We start from the raw sequence: 20,056 nt of genomic DNA, 5'->3' as shown, positions 1-20,056 counted from the left end.
TAGAGTAATAATCGAGGAGGAAATAAAGAAATGGAAATACTAAAAGAAAAAATACTAAAAGAAGGAAGAATAGAAGAAGGGAATATATTAAAAGTAGATAGTTTTTTAAATCATCAATTAGATATTGAACTATTAAATGAAATTGGAAAAGAATTTAAAAGAAGATTTAAAAATGAAAAAATAACTAAAATATTAACTATAGAAACTTCAGGAATAGCGATTGGAGCAATAGCTGCCCAATATTTTAATGTTCCTGTACTTTTTGCTAGAAAAACAGAGTCAAAGAATTTAGATAAGGAAACTTATGAAAGTAATGTATATTCCTATACTAAAGAAAAAAATTATAAAATAAGGGTAGCAAAGAGATATTTAAATAAGGAAGACAGAATCCTTTTAATAGATGATTTCTTAGCTAATGGAAGAGCACTATTAGGTTTAAAGGATATAGTAGAACAAGCAGAAGCTACCCTTGTAGGGGCAGGAATAGTTATAGAGAAAGGATTTCAAAAAGGAGGAGATAATTTAAGAAACAATAAAATTAGAGTGGATTCATTAGTAATAATAGACAGTTTAGAAAATGGAGAAATAAAATTCAGATAAATTTAAAAAGATCCAATGCTTCAATAATGAATATATTTAATAATTCATTGAATTATTAAATATATTGTGATAAAATTATCATAGGAAGATAGATTTATATTATATGGAAAAGGTTTTCCTAATGCAAAATTAGTAATATATTAATAATAAAAAATTTTTTATTAAAAACTAAATATAGGGGCAAGTTTACAAATAAAGGCGGAAGGTCCATATTTTTAAGTATGGAACGGGTAGCCTAAGATAGGTTTTGAAACGAGGTTTATACTAACATTAATGTGGCTCACTGGAATATTCATAGTTAGTAAAAGTCTTAGGGAAAATAGATAGTTTCAATATGTTCTAATTGTAGTAAACACAGTAAGATTATTGAAGAAATCTATATAGTACCTGAGAGGCCCATTGGTTTAGCCATGGGAGTTTCAGTCTTATCTAAACTTATTTATCTAGTTTAAATTAAATATTAGGACAATATGATTCTATATCTTATTTTTAAAATAAGATATTTTGAGTAATATTATCAATGTATAATAAGTAGTATTAGTAATGTATGATTAGAATTATATTGTCAATTGAGGGAGGAGTTGTAATTGTTCAAAATTGTAGAAAAGAAAAGTTTAGCACCAAATATCTTTTCCATGGATATTTTAGCTCCAAGGGTAGCTGAGTCAGCTAAGCCAGGACAATTTGTTATTGTTATAGCTGATGAGCAGGGAGAAAGGGTTCCTCTAACTATATGTGATTATGATAAGGAAAAAGGAACAGTTACTATAGTAGTTCAATCTATGGGTTGTTCTACTAAAAAAATGGCTAGATACAATGAGGGAGAGTATTTTAAAGATTTTGTAGGTCCTCTTGGACAACCATCAGAATATGTAAATGAAGATATTGAGAAATTGAAGAAAGAAAAATATTTATTTGTAGCTGGAGGAGTTGGCGCAGCTCCTGTTTATCCACAGGTAAGATGGTTCCATGAAAATGGTATTGATGTTGATGTAATAGTTGGAGCCAAAAATAAGGAAATGATAATTCTAGAAGATAAAATTAAAAGTGTAGCAGGAAATCTTTATATAGCAACTGATGATGGAAGTTATGGATTTAATGGTATGGTAACTGGTTTAATTGAAGAACTTGTAAAAAATCAAGGAAAACATTACGATAAAGTAATAGCAATTGGACCAATGATAATGATGAAATTTGTATGTAAGCTTACAGATGAATTAGGGATAGATACGGTTGTTAGTCTTAATCCTATAATGGTAGATGGTACAGGAATGTGTGGTGCTTGCAGGGTTACAGTTGGAAATGAAACTAAATTTGCTTGTGTAGATGGTCCGGAATTTGATGGTCATCTTGTAGATTTTGATGAAGCTTTGAAAAGACAAGCTCAATATAAAAATGAAGAATGTGAAAAAGATGAACAATATGAATGCAGATGTAAACAAACTGAAGGAGGTGCTAAATAATGGATAGATTTAAAAGAGTGCCAATTTCAGTGCAAGACCCGGAAGAAAGAATAAAAAACTTTGATGAAGTATGTCTTGGATATACAGAAGAAGAGGCTATAGCTGAAGCAAAGCGCTGTTTAAACTGTAAGAAACCTGCTTGTAGAGGAAATTGTCCTGTATCTATAGATATACCAGCATTTATTAAAGAAATAGCAGAAGGTAATTTTGCAGAAGCAGCTCAAATTCTTGCTAAGTATAGTGCTCTTCCTGCAGTTTGTGGAAGGGTTTGCCCTCAAGAAGAACAATGTGAAAAGACTTGTGTTCTTGGGCATAAAGGGGATCCGGTATCTATTGGAAAATTAGAAAGATTTGCTGCAGACTGGGCAAGAGAACATAATATACAAGTAGGAGAAGTTAAAGAAAAGAATGGACATAAAGTAGCAGTTATAGGTTCAGGACCTGCTGGAGTTACTTGTGCAGGAGATCTGGTTAAAGAAGGATATGATGTAACTATATTTGAATCCCTTCACGAAGCAGGTGGAGTTCTAGTATATGGAATACCTGAGTTTAGATTGCCAAAAGAAAAAGTTGTTAAAAAAGAGATAGAAAACTTAAAGAAGCTCGGAGTGAAAATAGAAACTAATGTAGTAGTAGGTAGAACTGTAACTATAGCAGATCTTATGGAAAAAGAAGGTTTTGATGCAGTATTTATAGGCTCAGGTGCTGGTTTACCTAAATTTATGGGAATACCTGGAGAAAATCTTAATGGAGTATTTTCAGCAAATGAATTTTTAACAAGAAATAACCTTATGAAGGCTTTTAGAAAAAATTATGATACACCTATAAAAGTAGGAGACAAAGTTGCAGTAGTAGGTGGCGGAAATGTTGCAATGGATGCTGCTAGAACTGCTAAAAGATTAGGAGCTGAAGTTTGGATAGTTTATAGAAGGTCTGAAGAAGAGTTACCAGCAAGAGTGGAAGAAGTTCATCATGCTAAAGAAGAAGGTATAAACTTTGAACTTCTAACCAATCCTATAGAAATACTTGCAGATGAAAAGGGTTGGGTAAAGGGTATTAGATGTATAAGAATGGAGCTTGGCGAACCAGATAAATCAGGAAGAAGAAGACCAGAGCCTATTGAAGGTACTGAGTTTGAATTTGAGGTAGATACTGTTATTATGTCCCTTGGAACATCACCAAATCCACTTATACCATCAACTACAGAAGGCCTTGAAATAGATAGAAGAAGATGTATAGTAGCAGATGAAAATGGACAAACATCTAGAGAAGGTGTGTTTGCTGGTGGAGATGCAGTAACTGGTGCTGCAACGGTTATACTTGCTATGGGAGCAGGCAAAAAAGCAGCAGCATCTATAGATAAATATATAAAAGAAAAATATAATAAATAAATAAAACTCTCCGATTTTCGGAGAGTTTTATTTATTATAGGACTTTATTTTTCAAATCTTTTCCTGTTGGTGTAGCAGCTAATCCTCCCAATGCTGTTTCTTTTAAAGAATCAGGTAATGATTTTCCTACTTTATACATAGCTTCAACTACTTCATCAAAAGGAATTAAACTTTTTACTCCAGCTAGGGCTAAATCTGCAGAAATTAAAGCGTTAACTACTCCAGAAGCATTTCTGAATGCACATGGAAATTCTACTAAACCTGCTATAGGATCACATACAAGACCTAGTACATTTACTATTGAAATACTTGCGGCATGAAGACAGGCTTCAGGACTTCCTCCCAGCATTTCAACAATGGAAGCTGCAGCCATAGCAGCTGCCACCCCACATTCAGCCTGACAACCTCCATAAGCCCCAGAAATAGTTGCATTTTTTGCTACTATTTCTCCAATTCCAGCAGCTGTAAATAAACTATTTATCATTTCTTCCTTACCTAAATCAAATTTTTCTGCTGTTGTAATTATTGCGCTAGGTAAAATACCAGAAGCTCCAGCTGTAGGTGCTGCCACTATTTTACCCATGGAAGCGTTTACTTCTGAAGTTGATAAAGACCTTGCCATTGCAATATTTATTAAATCACCACATAAAGTTTTATTATTTTCACTATATCTTTTTACTTTATTTGCTTGTCCTCCAATCAATCCACTTACTGAAATGATATTTTTGTCAAGGGCATGATTAGAAGATTCTATCATTACATTTAAATTTTCTTTCATTAAATTTCTTATTTCTTCTATGGGTTTTCCAGTTTGATCCATCTCTTTTTCAAGAACTACTTCATAAATTTTTTTATTTTCCTTGTTGCATATTGTTAATAGCTCTTCACCATTATTAAACAAAATAATCACCTCTTATCTATAGGATTTACAGCCTTAATATAGAAGATATGTTCAATATTTGAAATTTCTTTAAGAACAGTTTCATTTATTTCACTATCAGCTTCAAGAACCATTGTAGCGATTTTACCTTCTCTTGAAACTTTCATTGTAGCAATATTTATACTATTAGAAGAGAGTATAGTACTTATCCTACTAACACTTCCTTTTCTATCATCATATTTTAGTATCAAAGTTGGTAGATTGCCTGTAAATTCAACTTTAGTTCCATCAATATCTGTGATTAAAATACTTCCTCCACCTATAGAAGAACCTATTATATAAAATGTATCTCCTTTTTTATCTTCAAATATTATTTTTACACTATTAGGATGTTCATATCCTAAATCTGTTTCATGAAATTGAATTACAATACCTTTTTTTTCGGCAATTTCTAGCGAGTGTTTAATTCTTTCATCAGAAGGATCCATTCCCAATATTCCAGCGACTAAAGCTTTATCTGTACCATGACCTTTATAAGTTTTTGCAAAAGAACCATGGAGTAGAAAGGTTGCTTTAACAAAGTCTTCTCCAACGATTTGCTTTGCGATTTTACCTAAGCGAGCAGCACCGGCAGTATGGGAGCTGGAAGGACCTATCATTATAGGGCCTAAAACATCAAAAACGCCATATTCTTTCATCATATCCCTCCCTTAGTTTGTCAACTAATTTTAACATTTTATTTCAATTAAGGCAATAATAAAGGGGGTTATCCCCCTAATGTAATGTCTTGCTTATTATACCAACTTAAAGCATCATAGAAATGTTCTTCTCTAAAATCTGGCCAATAATCATTAATTACATAAAAATCTGAATAAACAGATTGTAAAGGCAAGAAGCCACTAAGTCTTCTTCTGCCACCCCATCTAATTATTAAATCTATTCTAGAAATATCTCTTGAATAAACTAAATTTAAGGGATCTTGTTTTTTATTTTCATCTGAAAAGTGATTTTTTAAATCCCATTGCCAACCATAATTAACTAAAAAGTTTACCTTAATACCTCCATTTCCAAAAGTTTGACGTCTTATGGCATAGGGAAGAAGTTCTTTTGGGAACATAGGAGATTTTGTATTGCCAACAACTAAAAGGGAGGCATTTTCTTTAGAAAGCATTTTAACAGCATCTACACAAGCTTGGCTAAAAGCCAGTCTTTGAAATTTTGGCCTTTTAGTATTATCTACAGTAAATCCATAATAAGTAATTTCTTCAATACCTTCTTTTTCACAGAGTTTAAAAAGTTCAAGTCCAGGATTTAAACCTCTTTCATATCCTTTTTCTTTAGTAAGCCCATTTTCTACAGCCCATCTTCTATTACCATCTGGAATAATACCTATGTGTTTAGGAATTCTCAAAATAACCACTCCTTATATCTTTTTATAGTATTATTTCCTATATATTCAAAAAAATCCTTGAAATTGATCAAAAACTTATTTAAATAAGTATTGACATCTAAAGCATTAAGTATTAGAAGGACTTTATAAAGATATATAGAATATATGCTTTAGATACTATGTACTTAGGATAAAGGGGAGAGATGTATGAAATATGATTTTGATCAAATAATTAATAGAAAGTCTACTCATTCAGCAAAGTGGAGCTATTTAAAAAAGATATATGGAGATGAAGAGGTTTTACCTATGTGGGTAGCAGATATGGATTTTAAATCTCCTAATGAAGTTATTAAAGCTATGGAGGAAAGGGTAAGACATGGAATTTTTGGTTATACAGGTATACCTAAATCTTTTTATAAATCTGTAGCTAATTGGGTTAAAAAGCGACATGGATGGAATATTGATGAAGAATGGATAGTGTTTACTCCAGGAGTAGTTACAGGACTTAATTTAGCAGTATTAAGCTTTTCTAAAAAAGGTGATAAGATAGTTCTTCAACCTCCCATATACCCACCTTTTTATAAAGTTATAGAAAAAAATGGAAGAAAGGTTTTAAATAATCCACTAAAATTTAATGGTATAAGATATATTATGGATATTGATGATTTGGAGAAAAATATTGATGAAGATACAAAGATATTATTTTTATGTAGTCCCCATAACCCAGTAGGAAGGGTTTGGGATGAAGAAGAACTAAAGAGATTAGAGAAAGTATGTTTAGAAAAGGAAATTTTAGTAGTTTCAGATGAAATACATGGAGATATTATATATAGTGGAAATAAGCATATACCTATAGCTTCTATATCTGATGATATGGCAATGAATACTATTACTTTAATGGCTCCAAGTAAAACTTTTAATATAGCAGGTCTTCATACTTCAGTAGCAATTATTCCTAATGAAGAAATAAGGAAAAAATATAAAGAAACTATCGATTTAATAGGAGCGAATACTACTAATATATTTGGACTTGTAGGACTTGAAGCAGCTTATAATTATGGAGAAGAATGGTTAGATGAGCTTTTAATTTATTTAGAAGGAAATTTAAATTTTCTTATGGATTATATAGAAAAGAATATACCAGAAATTAAAGTGGTAAGACCTGAGGGAACTTTTCTTATTTGGTTAGATTTTAGGAAACTGGGATTAAGTGATGAAGAAATAAAAGGTTTAATGATAAATAAAGCTAAAATTGGATTGAATCATGGTCCTACCTTTGGAATAGGTGGAAGTGGATTCCAAAGATTGAATATAGGATGTCCAAGAAGTATTTTAGAAGAAGGGTTATCTAGAATAAAGAATACTATAAATAATCTATAAAAATAATAAGTCTTGATTTTTTAGCTAAAAAATCAAGACTTATTATTTAATTTTCTTTTTTTTGATTATATATAATGTATATTCCGGCAATTATTAATAGTATAGGCCAGTATCTGGCTATTTTTAAACTTTTTAGACTAAACCAAGGCCAAATTTTTCTTACTAGTAGGCTGGCACCTATTAAAATTAATACTATGCCAATAAATAAGGCACTATTTTTATAACTTTTATTCTCATTTTCATCATAATAAATAACATCGCTGTCCTTTTCAGGAATTACAATAGCACATATAATATAAGCAACTATACCTGAGCCACTTCCTGATATGGAGAAAAGCAACCAGAAAATTCTAATGATAGAAGGATCAATATTAAAATATTCACCTAATCCACCACATACTCCAGCTATGATTTTATCATTAGAAGAACGATAGAACTTTTTTGACATAGAAATACCTCCCTAAATAAATCCATATAGATTAATATTAACAGATTATTAGTCTAAATTAAACTTGTTTAAAAATTAAAATATGTTTATTCACATTCATTAAGTAATATGATAACATTATTCTAAAAGAGTATAATAGTTTCATAATTTGGAGGTTAAAAATGTTTAATATATTATCAGTAGTATTTAAATATGTTTTTATACTTATAATTTATTTGTTTATGTTAAGTATTATAAGATTAATTTATTTAGACATAAAAGGTATGAGCCTTAATACATTAAGTAAAAATAATTATCTTAAACTAATAAATCAAAAGGAAACTTTACCTTTTAAGGTGAAGGAAGTCTATTCATTAGATAAAGATACGACTATTGGTAGAGGCAATCAAAATAATATAATTATAAAAGATCCTTATATATCTAAGAAACATTTAAAGATAGTAAAAGATGAAGGTGATTATTATCTAGAGGATTTAGAAAGCGCAAATGGAACATTTGTAAATGGAGATAAAATAATGGATGTAGTAAAACTAAGAAATGGCGATAGAATTAGATTAGGGCAGGTAGAATTTTTATTTGTAAATAGGAAATAAGGAGTTGAAAAAATGTTTAAAAAATTAATAAGCTATAGAGTCCCTAGAAATCTTCTTGTACTTATTGATGTAATTGCCTTATTACTATTATTTGCATATAGTACTGATGAATTAGATAAATTTACCTTGATTACTGGAATTGTATTAATATTTATAATATATGTATCAAATTTTATTTTGTTAAAAATATCTTCTGGTGATCATTATATTTTTTTAATCGTTACTATGCTTCTTAAACTAGGCATCATAATGATATATAGATTAAATCCAAAATTAGGGGCTAGACAAGTAGTATGGGTAAGTGGAGGAATCTTGATTTTTTTTATTTCTTATATAATTGTGAAAAGCTTCAAAAAGTGGGATAGGTTAACTTTATTTTATGGATTAGGTTCAGTAGTTTTATTCTTATTTACATTAGTATTTGGTAAGACCATTGGAGGAGCTAGGAATTGGATTAAAATTGGTAGTTTTGGTTTTCAACCTTCTGAGATTATAAAAATAGCTTTTATATTTTTTATTGCATCATTTTATACAAATGAAAAAAAATTCGATAAAAATGGGAAATCTGGATATAGATTATTAATATCTGTATATGTATTTATTGGCTTTTTATTTTTACAGAAAGATTTAGGTGGTGCACTATTATTTTATTTGATATTTTTAGTTATTCAATACGTTTATGAAAAGGATAGAAAACTTATATTGTATAATATACTATTAGCTTCTATAGGAGCTATAGTTAGTTATTTTATATTTGACCATGTAAAAATAAGGGTAGAAACTTGGATAGATCCTTGGAGATATGTAGACAACAAAGGATACCAAATTACTCAATCCTTATTTGCTATTGCTAATGGAGGTTTTTTTGGAACTGGTATAGGCTTAGGCCATCCAGATTTTATTCCTGAAGTTCACACAGATTTTATATTTCCTGCTATTTGTGAGGAAATGGGAATATTTACTGGTATTGCTATAATGATGTTGTTTTTAATATTAGTTTATAGAGGCTTTAAAATTGCCTTAAGCCAAAGCGATAAGTTTTTTAGGATAGTTGCTTTTGGCATTAGTGCTATGTTTGGTTTTCAAACCTTTATAATTTTTGGAGGAGTTATTAAAATGATACCTCTAACTGGTATTACAGTACCTTTTATAAGCTATGGAGGTAGCTCTATAATTTCTAGTTTTATTGCATTAGGTATTTTGCAAGTAGCTTCTGAAGAGTTACCTATGGAAGAGGTGGAAGAGCATGAATAAGGAAGTTAAAAGAATGGCAAGGGTACTTATTGCTATGTGTTTACTTTTTACTAGTTTAATAGTTTATTTAAGCTATTTTCAAATTTTCACAGCTCCAAAGATAAAAAATAATAGTTTTAATAAAAGATTGTGGATAGATGAAGAAAATATTTTAAGGGGAATGATTCTAGATAGAAATGGGAAAACATTGGCTTACAGTGAAAAAACTGAAGATTCAACTATAAGACATTATAATTATGGAAGTCTTTATAGTCATATTATTGGATATAGCTATAGAGACTATGGAAAATCAGGATTAGAATTAACCTATAATAATGAATTACTTAATTTAAAAGAAAGTACAACTCTGAAGGAGATTAGTAAGATTATAAAACCTGATGGAGAAGGAAATAATATTAAGCTAACATTAGATCACGAATTACAAGAAATTGCACGAAATTCTCTTAAGGGAAAGAAAGGCTCTATAGTGGCTATGAATCCACAAAATGGAGAAATATATGCTATGGTAAGTCAGCCAGATTTTGACCCTAATACAATGAAACAAAATTGGCAATCTATAGTAGAAAATCCAGATAGCCCTTTCCTTAATAGAGCAACTAGTGGACTTTATGCTCCAGGTTCGATTTTTAAAGTAGTTACTGCTGTGGCTGGATTAGAAAACCCTAATGTTAGTAAATCCTATGATTGTAAGGGCTCATTTACTGTAGAGGGCTATACATTAGAAGACTATGGTGGAAAAGCCCATGGCAAATTAGGATTAGAAGAAGCATTAGTTAAATCTTGTAATTCATATTTCGCACAGTTAGGTCTACAAGTAGGTAGACAGGAACTGGGAGGAGTATCTGAGAGATTTATGATGAATAAAGATATTCCATTTGATTTACCAGTTAAGGCCTCTAAATTTGCTCATGGTGAAGAATTAAAAAAGACAGATATTGCTGCTTCTAGTATTGGACAAGGAAAAACACTTGTAACACCATTAAATATGGCTATGGTAGCTTCTGCTATTGGAAATGAAGGAAATATGGTAAAACCTATTTTAGTAAAAGAGATTTTATCTCCTAAAGGACATTTAATAAAATTAAACGATACAGAAACTATTTCCCAGGTAACAGATCCTCTTATAGCTAACCAGGTAAAAAATATGATGGTAGAAGTAGTAAAAAGGGGAACTGGTACTAATGCTAGTATTGGTGATATAAGGGTAGCAGGGAAGACTGGAACAGCAGAAAATCCAACAGGAAAATCTCATGCTTGGTTTATAGGATTTGCTCCAGCAGATGAACCTAAAATTGCTATTAGCGTAATATTAGAAAGTGATGGAACTACTGGAGGAAAAACTGCAGCTCCTATAGCTAGACAAATTATGATCGAAGGATTAAATAGGATAAAATAATAAAATTAATATATAATATAAAAAAAGAAAGGGGTAATTACATGGATAATAAAAAAAACACACCAATAGATAGAGAGAATATTCAAGAAAAATACAAATGGGATTTAGAGTCGATGTATGCAAATAATGAAGCTTGGGAAGAGGACTTTGAAAAGGTCAAAGTATTGGTAAAGGAAATATCAAAATATAAGGGTAAAACTGTTGAAAGTAGCAGCAAACTATTAGAAGTTTTAAAACTAAAGGATGATCTATATAGAAAAATATCTAATGTATTAGTATATGCAAGAATGAGATTAGATGAAGATAGTAGAAAATCTACTTATCAAGCATTAACTGATAGAGCTACAAATCTATATGTATTAGTAAATAGCGAAACTTCTTTTATAGTGCCTGAAATACTCTCATTGGAAGAAGATGATTTAGAAAAGTATATGCAAGAGGAAGAAGGTTTAAAACTTTATGAACATTATTTAGAAGATGTGCTAAGGGGAAAGAACCATGTATTGTCCCAAAAAGAAGAAGCTTTACTTGCTGAAATAGGGGAAATGGCTAGCACTCCAGAAACTGTTTTTTCTATGCTAAGTGATGCAGATATGAAATTTCCTTCTATAAAAGACGAAAGTGGAAACAATGTAGAAATAACCCATGGAAACTTCATACCTCTTATGGAAAGTAATGATAGAAGGGTTAGAGAAGAGGCTTTTAAAGCAGTTTATAATACCTATGAAGAGTTTAAAAATACATTTGCTTCTACATTAAATGGTTGTGTTAAGAAAAACATATTTTATTCAAAGGCAAGAAACTATAGTTCTAGTTTAGAAGCTGCTCTTGATGAAAATAATATACCTACTTCTGTATATGATAACCTAATAAATTCTGTTCACAACAATTTAGATGCTATGTATAAATATATGGATATAAGAAAAAGAGCTCTTAAATTAGATAATCTTCATATGTACGACATATATACTCCTATAGTGAAAGATGTAGATATAAAGGTACCTTATGATGAATCACAAACTATTATTAAGGAAGGATTAAAACCTTTAGGTAAAGCCTATATAGAGATACTAGACGAAGGATTTAATTCAAGGTGGATAGATGTATATGAAAATAGGGGCAAAAGAAGTGGAGCTTATTCTTCAGGAACTTATGATTCTAAACCCTTTGTATTGTTAAATTATCATGAAACTTTAGATAATGTATTTACAATTGCTCATGAAATGGGACATTCAATTCATAGCTACTATTCTAAAACAGCACAACCTTATATTTATGGAAGCTATAGTATATTTTTAGCAGAAGTTGCATCTACAACTAATGAAGCTTTACTTATAGATCATATGCTTAAAAATGTAAAAAATGATAATGAAAAATTATATCTATTAAATCATTATTTAGAACAATTTAGAACCACTGTATATAGACAAACTATGTTTGCTGAATTTGAAAAGAATATTCATGAATATGTAGAAAATGGAGGAGCTTTAACGGCAGATTATCTATGTGAAATGTATAAAGGATTGAATGAAAAATATTATGGACCAGATATGGTTGTTGATGAAGAAATAGCTTTTGAATGGGCCAGAATACCTCATTTCTATTATAATTTCTATGTATTCCAATATGCAACAGGATTTTCTTCTGCAGTTTCATTATCCCAACAGATACTTGAAGAAGGAGAAGAAGCAGTAGATAGATATATTGGATTTTTAAAAAGTGGAAATTCGGATTATCCTATCAATGTTCTAAGAAAAGCTGGTGTAGATATGACAACATCTGAACCTGTAGATAAAGCTTTAGGACTATTTAGCCAATTAGTTGATGAAATGGATAAGTTAATATAAATATAATATAAAAGAGAGGCTCAGCCTCTCTTTTATATTATAAAAATTTACTTTTTAAATTGCTCCAGTACATATCTTTATTAAAGACTAATCTAAAAATGGTCATTTTAGAAATAGTAAAATAAATTTCTACTATATTTTCATATGTATGTTGAACTCCATCATTTACTATTAAGATAGAATTTTGATATAAATATTCTGGTTTTATCTTTATAGTCATATCACCAGGAACAATAGTACTGTTTGGAAGGGAGCGATAAGCTTTAGAACTAATAGGGGATAGGGGTGTTATTTGCAAAGTTTTAAGAGAAGGATAGACAATACTTCCTCCACTAGAGAAATTATAAGCAGTACTTCCAACAGGAGTAGATATAATAATTCCATCTCCACTAAACTTTTCTAAATGATTGTCATTGATAAAAATTTCTAAATGGACTACTTTAGAATCGATTCCTTTAATAGCAAATTCGTTAACTCCAGTAAGCTTTATACAATGATCTTTAGTGCAAACATTTGCTTCGATAAGAAATATTTCTTCAACAAAATATTTCTTGTTTTTATAGTTATTAATAAATTCATCTAAATTTTCTGGAAGTATCTCTTGAAAGAATCCTAAATGTCCTGTATTTATACCTACAAAAGGGATTTTAGGGAAATTATATTTATGTACTGCTCTTAAAAAAGCACCATCTCCACCAATACAAATATTTAATTCCCCATTATCATTATAATTCTTTGGAACTATAAATCCATTGTTATCTAGTTTCTTTACTAATAATTTACGAGTTTTTTTAGAATCCTTATTATTATTTGAGATAATATTTATGATTCGATCCTTATTTAAACTCAAATTTCTCCCTCCTAAATAAGCTCTTATTTAAAAATATAAAAAATTTGATATAATAATTAACGTTATGTATATATTATACAATAAATGAAAAATAATTGGAGGATATATATGGGAATTTTAAAGGAAAGTGAAAATGTTGTTTTATTCGAAGTAAAAACTAATGGAATGACTGTAGAAGAGGTTCTTTTTGAAAACAATATTTCTGGAAGGCTTTTTAGGAAATTAAAAAGAGAAAAATCAATATTTCTAAATGGAGCTAATGTAAAAAGAACTAAAAAAACTAAAAAAGGCGATATTATATCTATAGTATTGGAAGATGAAATAGATAATACTATTCCTCAAAATATTCCTTTAGATATAATTTATGAAGATTATGACCTTTTAGTACTCAATAAGGCAGCTAATATAGTAGTCCATCCTACCAAAAGCCATGTTGATGGTACTATTTCAAATGGAGTTAGTTATTATTATAGGAATAAAAATATTAAAAAGAAAATAAGATTTATTAACAGATTAGATATGGATACTTCAGGAGTTTTAATATTAGCTAAAAACTCTTTTAGCCATCAACAGATGGCACTACAGTTCCAGGAAAACACAGTGATAAAAAAGTACTTAGCAATAGTTGAGGGAGTGGTTTTGAAAGATGAGGATATAATAGATTTGCCTATAGGGCGAGAAGAAGAAAAAAGTATAAAAAAAGTAGTTACTAAAGACGGGAAAAGGGCAATAACAAAGTATAACGTAATAAAGAGATTTAAAGATTCAACCCTTTTAGAGGTTCAAATATACACAGGTAGAAGCCATCAGATAAGGGTTCATTTAAATCATATTGGTCATCCTATTATTGGTGATACATTGTACAATAAACCTAGTGATTTAATAAAGAGACAAGCTCTTCACGCTAGCCAATTAGTAGCGAAGCATCCTAGAACTAATGAAAAAATAGAATTTAATGCCCCTTTACCTTTAGATATAAAAAATATGATGAAAAGTTTAAAAGACTCAGAAACTATTTAGTTTCTGAGTCTTTTTCCTTTTTATTAGAAGGTTCTAGAGCCATCATTATTTCAGCCATTTGTAACATTTCTTTCATTTTCTTTTTTTCTTTCTCATCTTTTCCTTCCATCATAGGCTCTATTAAGGAAATAAGCTCTTTAGGATTATCTAGTTTTTCAGGATTGGAAACTATAGAAGAAAATAGATTAAACATATACTTATATTTATCATAATTTAGAATTAAATTAAAAGGATATCCTATGTTATTTATTTTTTCTTCAGGAATTTCTCTTTTTAATGTTGAAATTATGTAGTTGAATCTTTCCTTATTGTTTTCAACTTTGGTTAATTGTACTTCTTTAAAAGGTTCATTATTTTTTATGAAATTCATAGTCTCATGTGTTTTTATTATTTTTTCAGTTATTAGTAAAGATTTGTTTAGTATAGGAATTAGTTCTTCTGGAAAGTAAGGACCTACTTCTTTTAAAATTCTAATCTTTTCAGTTGTATATTCAGTATCTAGGCTATCTAAATCTAGTAAAAGAACATTTTTTACATTTGATTTTTTTATTTCAGTATTCTTTAAAGTATAAAAAATGAAAAAAGCTAATAATTTATTATCCACATTAAATCCTCCCATTTGAAAAAAGTACTTATATTATTATATGAGGTAGAATTAAAAATGTTCCATGAAATGTAATATATTCAAAAAACATTACATAAATTAGAATATAAAGTTTTAAGGAGGCGTTTAAATGGATAATAATGATGAACTTAAAAAATCATTAGAAGAAATAGGAAATACAGAAGTTACAGATGAACAAATGGAAAATATAAAAAAAGTAGCAGAAGATTATTCCAGCAAATCTGATGATGAAATTTTTTTTGAAATAATTAAATTAAATGAAAAAATGGAAGATAGTATGGATCCAGAAGAATATGAAGATTTATTAGAAAGACTTGAAAAAATAAGACCACTACTCAATGAAGAACAAAGAGAAAGATTAGATAAATTATTAAATGTACTTAAGGGAGATAGATAAAGAAAAATGTAATATTTAGATATAGTATATAGCTTTTAGAACTATTAGATTTCAAAGATCTAATAGTTTTAAAAGCTGTTTCTACGTATTTTTTGTCATACTGCTAAATGTAGGAAATAGACATAGAAGTAAATTAATGTTATAATGTCATTACATTATGTTAACTAGGAGGAAAATAATATGAGAATAGATAGGAAAGTTAAAGTACTTCTATTCCTAATAATTTCAATAGCTCTGTTATCTAGTCTATATTCATATATGAATAGTAATAAGAATTATAAAGAGATTTCTTATAAAAGATTTTTATCCTATGTAGAAAATGGACAAGTTGAAAAAGTAGAGCTAGATGATAGCCCAAAAATAACTGGGAAACTTAAAAATGGTAACTATTTCGTAACTGATAATCCAAGAACAGAAAATTTCAAAGAAAATTTATTAAAGAACAATATAAAAGTTAAAGAAACTAATGGAAATTCAGCTTTAATGCAAGGGTTAACTTTTATTTTGTTTTTATTAGGAATAGGGGCAATTGGCTATTTTTTAAACAATAATATGACAAAGCAGGCACAGAAAGAAATGGCTGTAATGTCAAATGTAGATGAAGAAAATTTTAGCGAGAAAGATATCTCTTTTAAAGATGTGGCAGGAAATGAAGAAGCTATAGGATCATTAAAAGAATTGGTAGATTTTATTCAAAATCCTGATAAATATGATAAATATGGGGCTAGGATACCTAGAGGAGTATTGTTGTATGGTCCTCCTGGAACCGGAAAGACCCTTCTTGCAAAAGCACTAGCTGGAGAGGCTAAAGTGCCATTTTATTCAGTAGCAGGTTCAGATTTTATACAGGTTTATGCAGGACTTGGTGCAAGTAGAATTAGAACACTTTTCAAAAAGGCTAAGGAAAGTGGTAAAAGTGTTATTTTTATTGATGAGATAGATGCATTAGGTAAGAAGAGAAAGGGCAACTTTTCAAATGGTGGAAGCGATGAAAGTGATAGAACATTAAATGCCCTTTTAACTGAGATGTCAGGTTTTAAAGAAAATGAAGGTATTATAGTCGTAGCTGCTACAAATAGGATTGATACATTAGATGAGGCATTACTTAGACCAGGTAGATTTGATAGACAAATAGAAGTAGGACTTCCAGATGTAAATGCTAGATATAAAATATTAAGTCTTCATAGCAAAAATAAACCCTTATCTGATTCTGTAAATTTAAAGAAAGTTGCTCATGAAACAGTGTATTTTAGTGGAGCTATGCTAGAAAACTTAATGAACGAGTCTGCAATGTTAGCTGCAAAAAATAATGATCCTTTAATAAATATGAATCATATAGATAAAGCTTTTTATACAGTATTAGTAGGAGAAGAGAAAAAAGATAGAAGTACTATTCTATTTGAAGATAAAAAGATTACTGCTTATCATGAAGCAGGACATGCATTAATAACAAAACTAGTCTCGAAAGAAAATAGGGTTACAAAAGTAAGTATTATTCCTAGTACGAGAGGAATGGGAGGATTTAGCATGAATATTCCTCCAGATAAGATGTATCAAACTAAAAATGATATAAAGAATAATATAATGGTAGCTTTAGGAGGAAGGGCAGCGGAAGAAGTAGTATTTGGAGAAAATAATATTACTACAGGAGCTTCTAGCGATTTGAAAAAGGCTACTGAAATGTCTTTATCTATGATAGGAATTTACGGTATGGATAAAGAATTAGGACTTTTAAATTATGAATCAATATTAGGACAGAATATGGAAGGAAATAAAATATTGATTGATAGAATAAAAGATATATTAGATAGTCTTTATAGTGAAACGAAAAAACTTATTATAGACAATATTGAGTATTTAGATAAGATTGCGTCTCTTCTTCTTGAAAAAGAAGTATTAGATGAAGAAGATATGAATAGATTAGTATCGTAAAATTATTGAATTAATAGAAAAAAATAACTTAATAGAAAACAATACTTGAAGTTAAAGAAGATAGAGGTTATAATATATATAGAAAAATTTCTGCGGTGTTCGTTATCCTAAGTAATTCAACCGACATAGTATTCAACGGGAGTCTGAGTTCGATAATGTATGGCATGCCTTTTTAAAAGGACGTCAAAAATTATCGACAGGACACCCACCTTGTAAGAGGCGGGTGTGAATTAAGTAGGAAGACGGCATTGTGGGAATACAGAAAACCCTTAGATTCAATCTAAGGGTTTTCTGTATTTTTTGTATTTTGCATATTTTTTAAAGAAGTAGATATAATATTTACTGATACTATAATAGCAGAAAGAAGGGAAAATATGAATCGTGTCTGTCCACTATGCAATGGAATATATGAAATAAAGGTTAGTTGTCCTGTATGTACTAATGTAATGAAAGATAAAGGAGCTTTAGTAAATTATTTAGATGATTATAGTCCTTATCTATTAGATGATATTACTTCAAAAGTTGATGGGGTTCCTAGTTATAAATGTACCCATCTTTATAAATGCCCTCATTGTAACAGTGACAGAAGAATTCATATAGATCGAATATACATTTAACTAGGCTATTTGAATTGGAAATTTTTTTCTATCTCTAAATATAAATATATATTTATAACCTAAATCTCTTAATAATTTTTCTGCTTTTTTATAATCATAGCCAACAAAATCTGGTTTATGTGCATCTGAACCTATGGTTATAATTTCTCCTCCCAATTTCTTATAGAGTTTTAATAATTCGATTTTTGGATGATAATATTTTAATCCATATCTTATTCCTGAAGTATTTAGTTCAATCCCCTTTCCTGAAGAAATAATTACTTTAAATATATTTTCTACTAAGTCTATATATTCTTTTGTTTCAGGAATGAGAGAAAAGTCTTCAAAATATCTATCTATTAAATCAACATGGCCTAATATATCATAATTGCAAAAGTTTTCCACACAATTTAAAATATTCTCATAGTATTTTAAAATAGCTTCAGTAGGATCTTTTCCATCTAAAAAGCCATCAAAGCATATATCTTTTCCTCCTACAGAATGAATTGACATGAGAACAAAATCAAAACGTTCTTTATTTAGAAAGGAATTATATTGTTTACTTAGATGGGGTTGCATTCCTATTTCAACCCCAGTTAAAATCTCAATATCTTTAAAATATTTATATTTAATTTGATTAGCTTTCCTAAAATAATCTTTTGTTCGGAAAGCAATATCTATTTTTTTTTCCGTAACTTGAAATTCAATATGGTCAGTAAAGCATAAAGATCTCATATTTTTTCTTATTCCTTCCAACACCATATCCTCCATAGAATATTTACAATCCATAGAGAAATCACTGTGAATATGAAAATCGTACATTTTATACACTCCTATTTTTAAAATTATACTGAGATTATTTTACTTTAAAATTAAAGATAAGTAAAGCTTTAAATATTAAATATAAACACATAAAAAACATTTAATAAGAAAAGATATTAGTAGATATTACTTGGAGGTGATTATATGGAAATGAATACAAAAGAAATTATCAAGAAAAAAATATTGGATACACAAGAGATGGTAAGAGATTTTGAAACACAATCTAAACAAGTTCATGATACTGAAATAGCTAAAGCTTTTAAAGATTTTGCAGAAGAATGTGGTCATCAAGCGCGTAAACTTCAAAAAATGTTAAAAGGTATAGAAAATAAGAAATAGGGGGAACTCTCCCTATTTCTTACTTTTTATATTTTTTTTAATATAAAAAGTGTATAATAGATATAGATGTATTTTTAGAGGGGGGATTTAATTGGGTAGACCTTTAATATTAGCTCATAGAGGAGCATCTCATTATGCACCAGAAAATACTTTTGCTTCTTATGAAATGGCAGTTGATATGAATGCAGATGGAATTGAGATAGATATTCATAAATCTAAAGATGGACATCTTATAGTATGTCATGATGAAAAAGTAGATAGAACTACTAATGGAACTGGATATATTAAGGATTTAACTTTAGAAGAGATAAAATCACTAGATGCTGGAAGTTGGTTTGATAAAAAGTTTTCTAAAGAAAAGATTCCGGTATTAGAAGAAGTATTTGAGTTGGTTAAAAAAGAAAACATATTTTTAAATATAGAGTTAAAAAATGGTCCCATATTTTATTCAAATATAGAAGAAGATGTAGTGGGACTTATAAAAGATTATAGATTGGAGAATCATGTGATTATTTCTTCTTTTAATCATTATAGCTTGCTAAAAATAAAAAAACTTGAACCCACAATTAAAACAGGTATACTATATATAGCTGGAATGGTTTCTCCCTGGAAGTATGCTAAAAGTATAGGAGCAGATGCTATACATCCACTATTTATTACTATAAATAAAGAAGTTGTTAAAGAATGTCTTTTTAATAAAGTTATGGTAAATCCATTTACAGTAAATAATGAAAAAGAGATTACGTTAATGAATAAACTTAATGTTACTAGTATAATAACTGATTGTCCTGATATTGGTATAAGAGTAGTTAGTTAATTATTAGATTAGGAAA

Annotated in this window: 21 protein-coding genes and 1 other RNA gene; 15 read left to right on the top strand and 7 right to left on the bottom strand. The window is 29.1% G+C overall.

Going from position 1 to position 20,056, the window contains the following annotated elements; all coding sequences use genetic code 11:
• Positions 1-30 precede the first annotated feature (30 nt).
• From FYJ27_RS00195 to gltA, 3 genes are all read left to right on the top strand, one after another.
• Entirely contained in the window at positions 31-600 is a 570-nt protein-coding gene (locus tag FYJ27_RS00195) for a xanthine phosphoribosyltransferase (RefSeq protein ID WP_154481320.1), read from the top strand.
• Between the two features lie 587 nt (positions 601-1,187).
• Complete coding sequence (locus tag FYJ27_RS13000) at positions 1,188-2,063, top strand: sulfide/dihydroorotate dehydrogenase-like FAD/NAD-binding protein (RefSeq protein ID WP_154481317.1); 876 nt, start codon at positions 1,188-1,190, stop codon at positions 2,061-2,063.
• Complete coding sequence (gene gltA, locus FYJ27_RS12995) at positions 2,063-3,454, top strand: NADPH-dependent glutamate synthase (protein WP_154481314.1); 1,392 nt, start codon at positions 2,063-2,065, stop codon at positions 3,452-3,454. Before FYJ27_RS13000 ends, gltA begins: the two co-directional genes overlap by 1 nt.
• A gap of 34 nt (positions 3,455-3,488) precedes the next feature.
• Here gltA and sdaAA read toward each other — a convergent pair whose 3' ends face one another.
• The 3 genes from sdaAA to FYJ27_RS00170 form a co-directional block, all read right to left on the bottom strand.
• The gene (gene sdaAA, locus FYJ27_RS00180; RefSeq protein ID WP_369880953.1) at positions 3,489-4,364 is read right to left on the bottom strand and encodes an L-serine ammonia-lyase, iron-sulfur-dependent, subunit alpha; all 876 of its coding nucleotides are present in this window, start codon (positions 4,362-4,364) and stop codon (positions 3,489-3,491) included.
• A complete protein-coding gene (gene sdaAB, locus FYJ27_RS00175) occupies positions 4,361-5,032 on the bottom strand; it encodes an L-serine ammonia-lyase, iron-sulfur-dependent subunit beta (protein WP_154481308.1) in 672 nt (223 codons plus the stop codon). Before sdaAB ends, sdaAA begins: the two co-directional genes overlap by 4 nt.
• Positions 5,033-5,100: 68 nt before the next feature.
• Complete coding sequence (locus FYJ27_RS00170) at positions 5,101-5,754, bottom strand: undecaprenyl diphosphate synthase family protein (protein WP_226808639.1); 654 nt, start codon at positions 5,752-5,754, stop codon at positions 5,101-5,103.
• A 177-nt stretch (positions 5,755-5,931) separates the two neighbouring features.
• Between FYJ27_RS00170 and FYJ27_RS00165 the strand changes: the two genes are divergently transcribed.
• Positions 5,932-7,104 (top strand): MalY/PatB family protein, encoded by a 1,173-nt coding sequence (locus FYJ27_RS00165; RefSeq protein WP_154481302.1) that lies wholly within the window; start codon positions 5,932-5,934, stop codon positions 7,102-7,104.
• 46 nt (positions 7,105-7,150) lie between these two features.
• Here FYJ27_RS00165 and FYJ27_RS00160 read toward each other — a convergent pair whose 3' ends face one another.
• Complete coding sequence (locus tag FYJ27_RS00160) at positions 7,151-7,552, bottom strand: PspC domain-containing protein (protein WP_154481299.1); 402 nt, start codon at positions 7,550-7,552, stop codon at positions 7,151-7,153.
• Positions 7,553-7,713: 161 nt separating this feature from the next.
• Between FYJ27_RS00160 and FYJ27_RS00155 the strand changes: the two genes are divergently transcribed.
• From FYJ27_RS00155 to pepF, 4 genes are read left to right on the top strand one after another with little or no spacing between them, the layout of a single operon-like run.
• Positions 7,714-8,145, top strand: a complete 432-nt coding sequence (locus FYJ27_RS00155; protein WP_154481296.1) for an FHA domain-containing protein — start codon at positions 7,714-7,716, stop codon at positions 8,143-8,145.
• Positions 8,146-8,157: 12 nt separating this feature from the next.
• Positions 8,158-9,399 (top strand): FtsW/RodA/SpoVE family cell cycle protein, encoded by a 1,242-nt coding sequence (locus tag FYJ27_RS00150; protein ID WP_154481293.1) that lies wholly within the window; start codon positions 8,158-8,160, stop codon positions 9,397-9,399.
• Positions 9,392-10,795, top strand: coding sequence for a peptidoglycan D,D-transpeptidase FtsI family protein (locus FYJ27_RS00145; protein ID WP_154481290.1), 1,404 nt, complete (start codon positions 9,392-9,394; stop codon positions 10,793-10,795). The genes FYJ27_RS00150 and FYJ27_RS00145 overlap by 8 nt, the downstream gene beginning before the upstream one ends.
• Positions 10,796-10,836: 41 nt before the next feature.
• Positions 10,837-12,642, top strand: a complete 1,806-nt coding sequence (gene pepF / locus FYJ27_RS00140; protein WP_154481287.1) for an oligoendopeptidase F — start codon at positions 10,837-10,839, stop codon at positions 12,640-12,642.
• A 37-nt stretch (positions 12,643-12,679) separates the two neighbouring features.
• On the opposite strand, the gene FYJ27_RS00135 is transcribed toward pepF, so the two are convergent.
• The gene (locus FYJ27_RS00135; protein WP_154481284.1) at positions 12,680-13,492 is read right to left on the bottom strand and encodes an NAD(+)/NADH kinase; all 813 of its coding nucleotides are present in this window, start codon (positions 13,490-13,492) and stop codon (positions 12,680-12,682) included.
• 108 nt (positions 13,493-13,600) lie between these two features.
• On the opposite strand from FYJ27_RS00135, the gene FYJ27_RS00130 reads away from it, so the two are divergent.
• Positions 13,601-14,512, top strand: a complete 912-nt coding sequence (locus FYJ27_RS00130; RefSeq protein ID WP_154481281.1) for an RluA family pseudouridine synthase — start codon at positions 13,601-13,603, stop codon at positions 14,510-14,512.
• Here FYJ27_RS00130 and FYJ27_RS00125 read toward each other — a convergent pair.
• The gene (locus tag FYJ27_RS00125) at positions 14,505-15,116 is read right to left on the bottom strand and encodes a hypothetical protein (RefSeq protein WP_154481278.1); all 612 of its coding nucleotides are present in this window, start codon (positions 15,114-15,116) and stop codon (positions 14,505-14,507) included. The two genes, FYJ27_RS00130 and FYJ27_RS00125, sit on opposite strands and share 8 nt — an antisense overlap.
• Before the next feature lie 130 nt (positions 15,117-15,246).
• Here FYJ27_RS00125 and FYJ27_RS00120 point away from each other — a divergent pair, with 130 nt between their 5' ends.
• From FYJ27_RS00120 to FYJ27_RS00105, 4 genes are all read left to right on the top strand, one after another.
• A complete protein-coding gene (locus tag FYJ27_RS00120; protein ID WP_154481275.1) occupies positions 15,247-15,534 on the top strand; it encodes a hypothetical protein in 288 nt (95 codons plus the stop codon).
• Between the two features lie 180 nt (positions 15,535-15,714).
• On the top strand, positions 15,715-17,466 hold the full coding sequence (ftsH, locus tag FYJ27_RS00115; RefSeq protein WP_154481272.1) for an ATP-dependent zinc metalloprotease FtsH: 1,752 nt from the start codon (positions 15,715-15,717) through the stop codon (positions 17,464-17,466).
• 84 nt (positions 17,467-17,550) lie between these two features.
• Positions 17,551-17,727, top strand: a non-coding RNA gene (ssrS, locus tag FYJ27_RS00110) — 6S RNA.
• Between the two features lie 113 nt (positions 17,728-17,840).
• The gene (locus FYJ27_RS00105; protein ID WP_154481269.1) at positions 17,841-18,083 is read left to right on the top strand and encodes a hypothetical protein; all 243 of its coding nucleotides are present in this window, start codon (positions 17,841-17,843) and stop codon (positions 18,081-18,083) included.
• On the opposite strand, the gene FYJ27_RS00100 is transcribed toward FYJ27_RS00105, so the two are convergent.
• Positions 18,084-18,884: a histidinol-phosphatase HisJ family protein gene (locus FYJ27_RS00100; RefSeq protein WP_154481266.1), complete on the bottom strand. Its 801-nt coding sequence runs from the start codon at positions 18,882-18,884 to the stop codon at positions 18,084-18,086.
• A 144-nt stretch (positions 18,885-19,028) separates the two neighbouring features.
• Here FYJ27_RS00100 and FYJ27_RS00095 point away from each other — a divergent pair, with 144 nt between their 5' ends.
• Together FYJ27_RS00095 and FYJ27_RS00090 are read left to right on the top strand one after the other, a co-directional pair.
• Positions 19,029-19,223 (top strand): ferritin family protein, encoded by a 195-nt coding sequence (locus FYJ27_RS00095; RefSeq protein ID WP_154481263.1) that lies wholly within the window; start codon positions 19,029-19,031, stop codon positions 19,221-19,223.
• Positions 19,224-19,314: 91 nt separating this feature from the next.
• Entirely contained in the window at positions 19,315-20,040 is a 726-nt protein-coding gene (locus FYJ27_RS00090; RefSeq protein ID WP_154481260.1) for a glycerophosphodiester phosphodiesterase, read from the top strand.
• Positions 20,041-20,056 lie beyond the last annotated feature (16 nt).

The organism is Anaerosalibacter bizertensis, from assembly GCF_009696605.1.
Taxonomy (GTDB): Bacteria; Bacillota; Clostridia; order Tissierellales; family Sporanaerobacteraceae; genus Anaerosalibacter; species Anaerosalibacter bizertensis.
The sequence above is the reverse complement of the archived record's forward strand: the minus strand, read 5'-3'. Positions and strand labels throughout refer to the sequence as shown.

Bases quoted from the DNA above. Each gene is read 5' to 3' on its own strand.
- ftsH (WP_154481272.1), top strand. From the start codon at position 15,715: ATGAGAATAGATAGGAAAGTTAAAGTACTTCTATTCCTAATAATTTCA.
- FYJ27_RS00155 (WP_154481296.1), top strand. From the start codon at position 7,714: ATGTTTAATATATTATCAGTAGTATTTAAATATGTTTTTATACTTATA.
- FYJ27_RS00145 (WP_154481290.1), top strand. From the start codon at position 9,392: ATGAATAAGGAAGTTAAAAGAATGGCAAGGGTACTTATTGCTATGTGT.
- FYJ27_RS00100 (WP_154481266.1), bottom strand. From the start codon at position 18,884: ATGTACGATTTTCATATTCACAGTGATTTCTCTATGGATTGTAAATAT.
- FYJ27_RS00150 (WP_154481293.1), top strand. From the start codon at position 8,158: ATGTTTAAAAAATTAATAAGCTATAGAGTCCCTAGAAATCTTCTTGTA.
- FYJ27_RS00160 (WP_154481299.1), bottom strand. From the start codon at position 7,552: ATGTCAAAAAAGTTCTATCGTTCTTCTAATGATAAAATCATAGCTGGA.
- pepF (WP_154481287.1), top strand. From the start codon at position 10,837: ATGGATAATAAAAAAAACACACCAATAGATAGAGAGAATATTCAAGAA.
- sdaAB (WP_154481308.1), bottom strand. From the start codon at position 5,032: ATGAAAGAATATGGCGTTTTTGATGTTTTAGGCCCTATAATGATAGGT.
- FYJ27_RS00120 (WP_154481275.1), top strand. From the start codon at position 15,247: ATGGATAATAATGATGAACTTAAAAAATCATTAGAAGAAATAGGAAAT.
- FYJ27_RS00105 (WP_154481269.1), top strand. From the start codon at position 17,841: ATGAATCGTGTCTGTCCACTATGCAATGGAATATATGAAATAAAGGTT.
- FYJ27_RS00130 (WP_154481281.1), top strand. From the start codon at position 13,601: ATGGGAATTTTAAAGGAAAGTGAAAATGTTGTTTTATTCGAAGTAAAA.
- FYJ27_RS00195 (WP_154481320.1), top strand. From the start codon at position 31: ATGGAAATACTAAAAGAAAAAATACTAAAAGAAGGAAGAATAGAAGAA.
- FYJ27_RS00095 (WP_154481263.1), top strand. From the start codon at position 19,029: ATGGAAATGAATACAAAAGAAATTATCAAGAAAAAAATATTGGATACA.
- gltA (WP_154481314.1), top strand. From the start codon at position 2,063: ATGGATAGATTTAAAAGAGTGCCAATTTCAGTGCAAGACCCGGAAGAA.
- FYJ27_RS00165 (WP_154481302.1), top strand. From the start codon at position 5,932: ATGAAATATGATTTTGATCAAATAATTAATAGAAAGTCTACTCATTCA.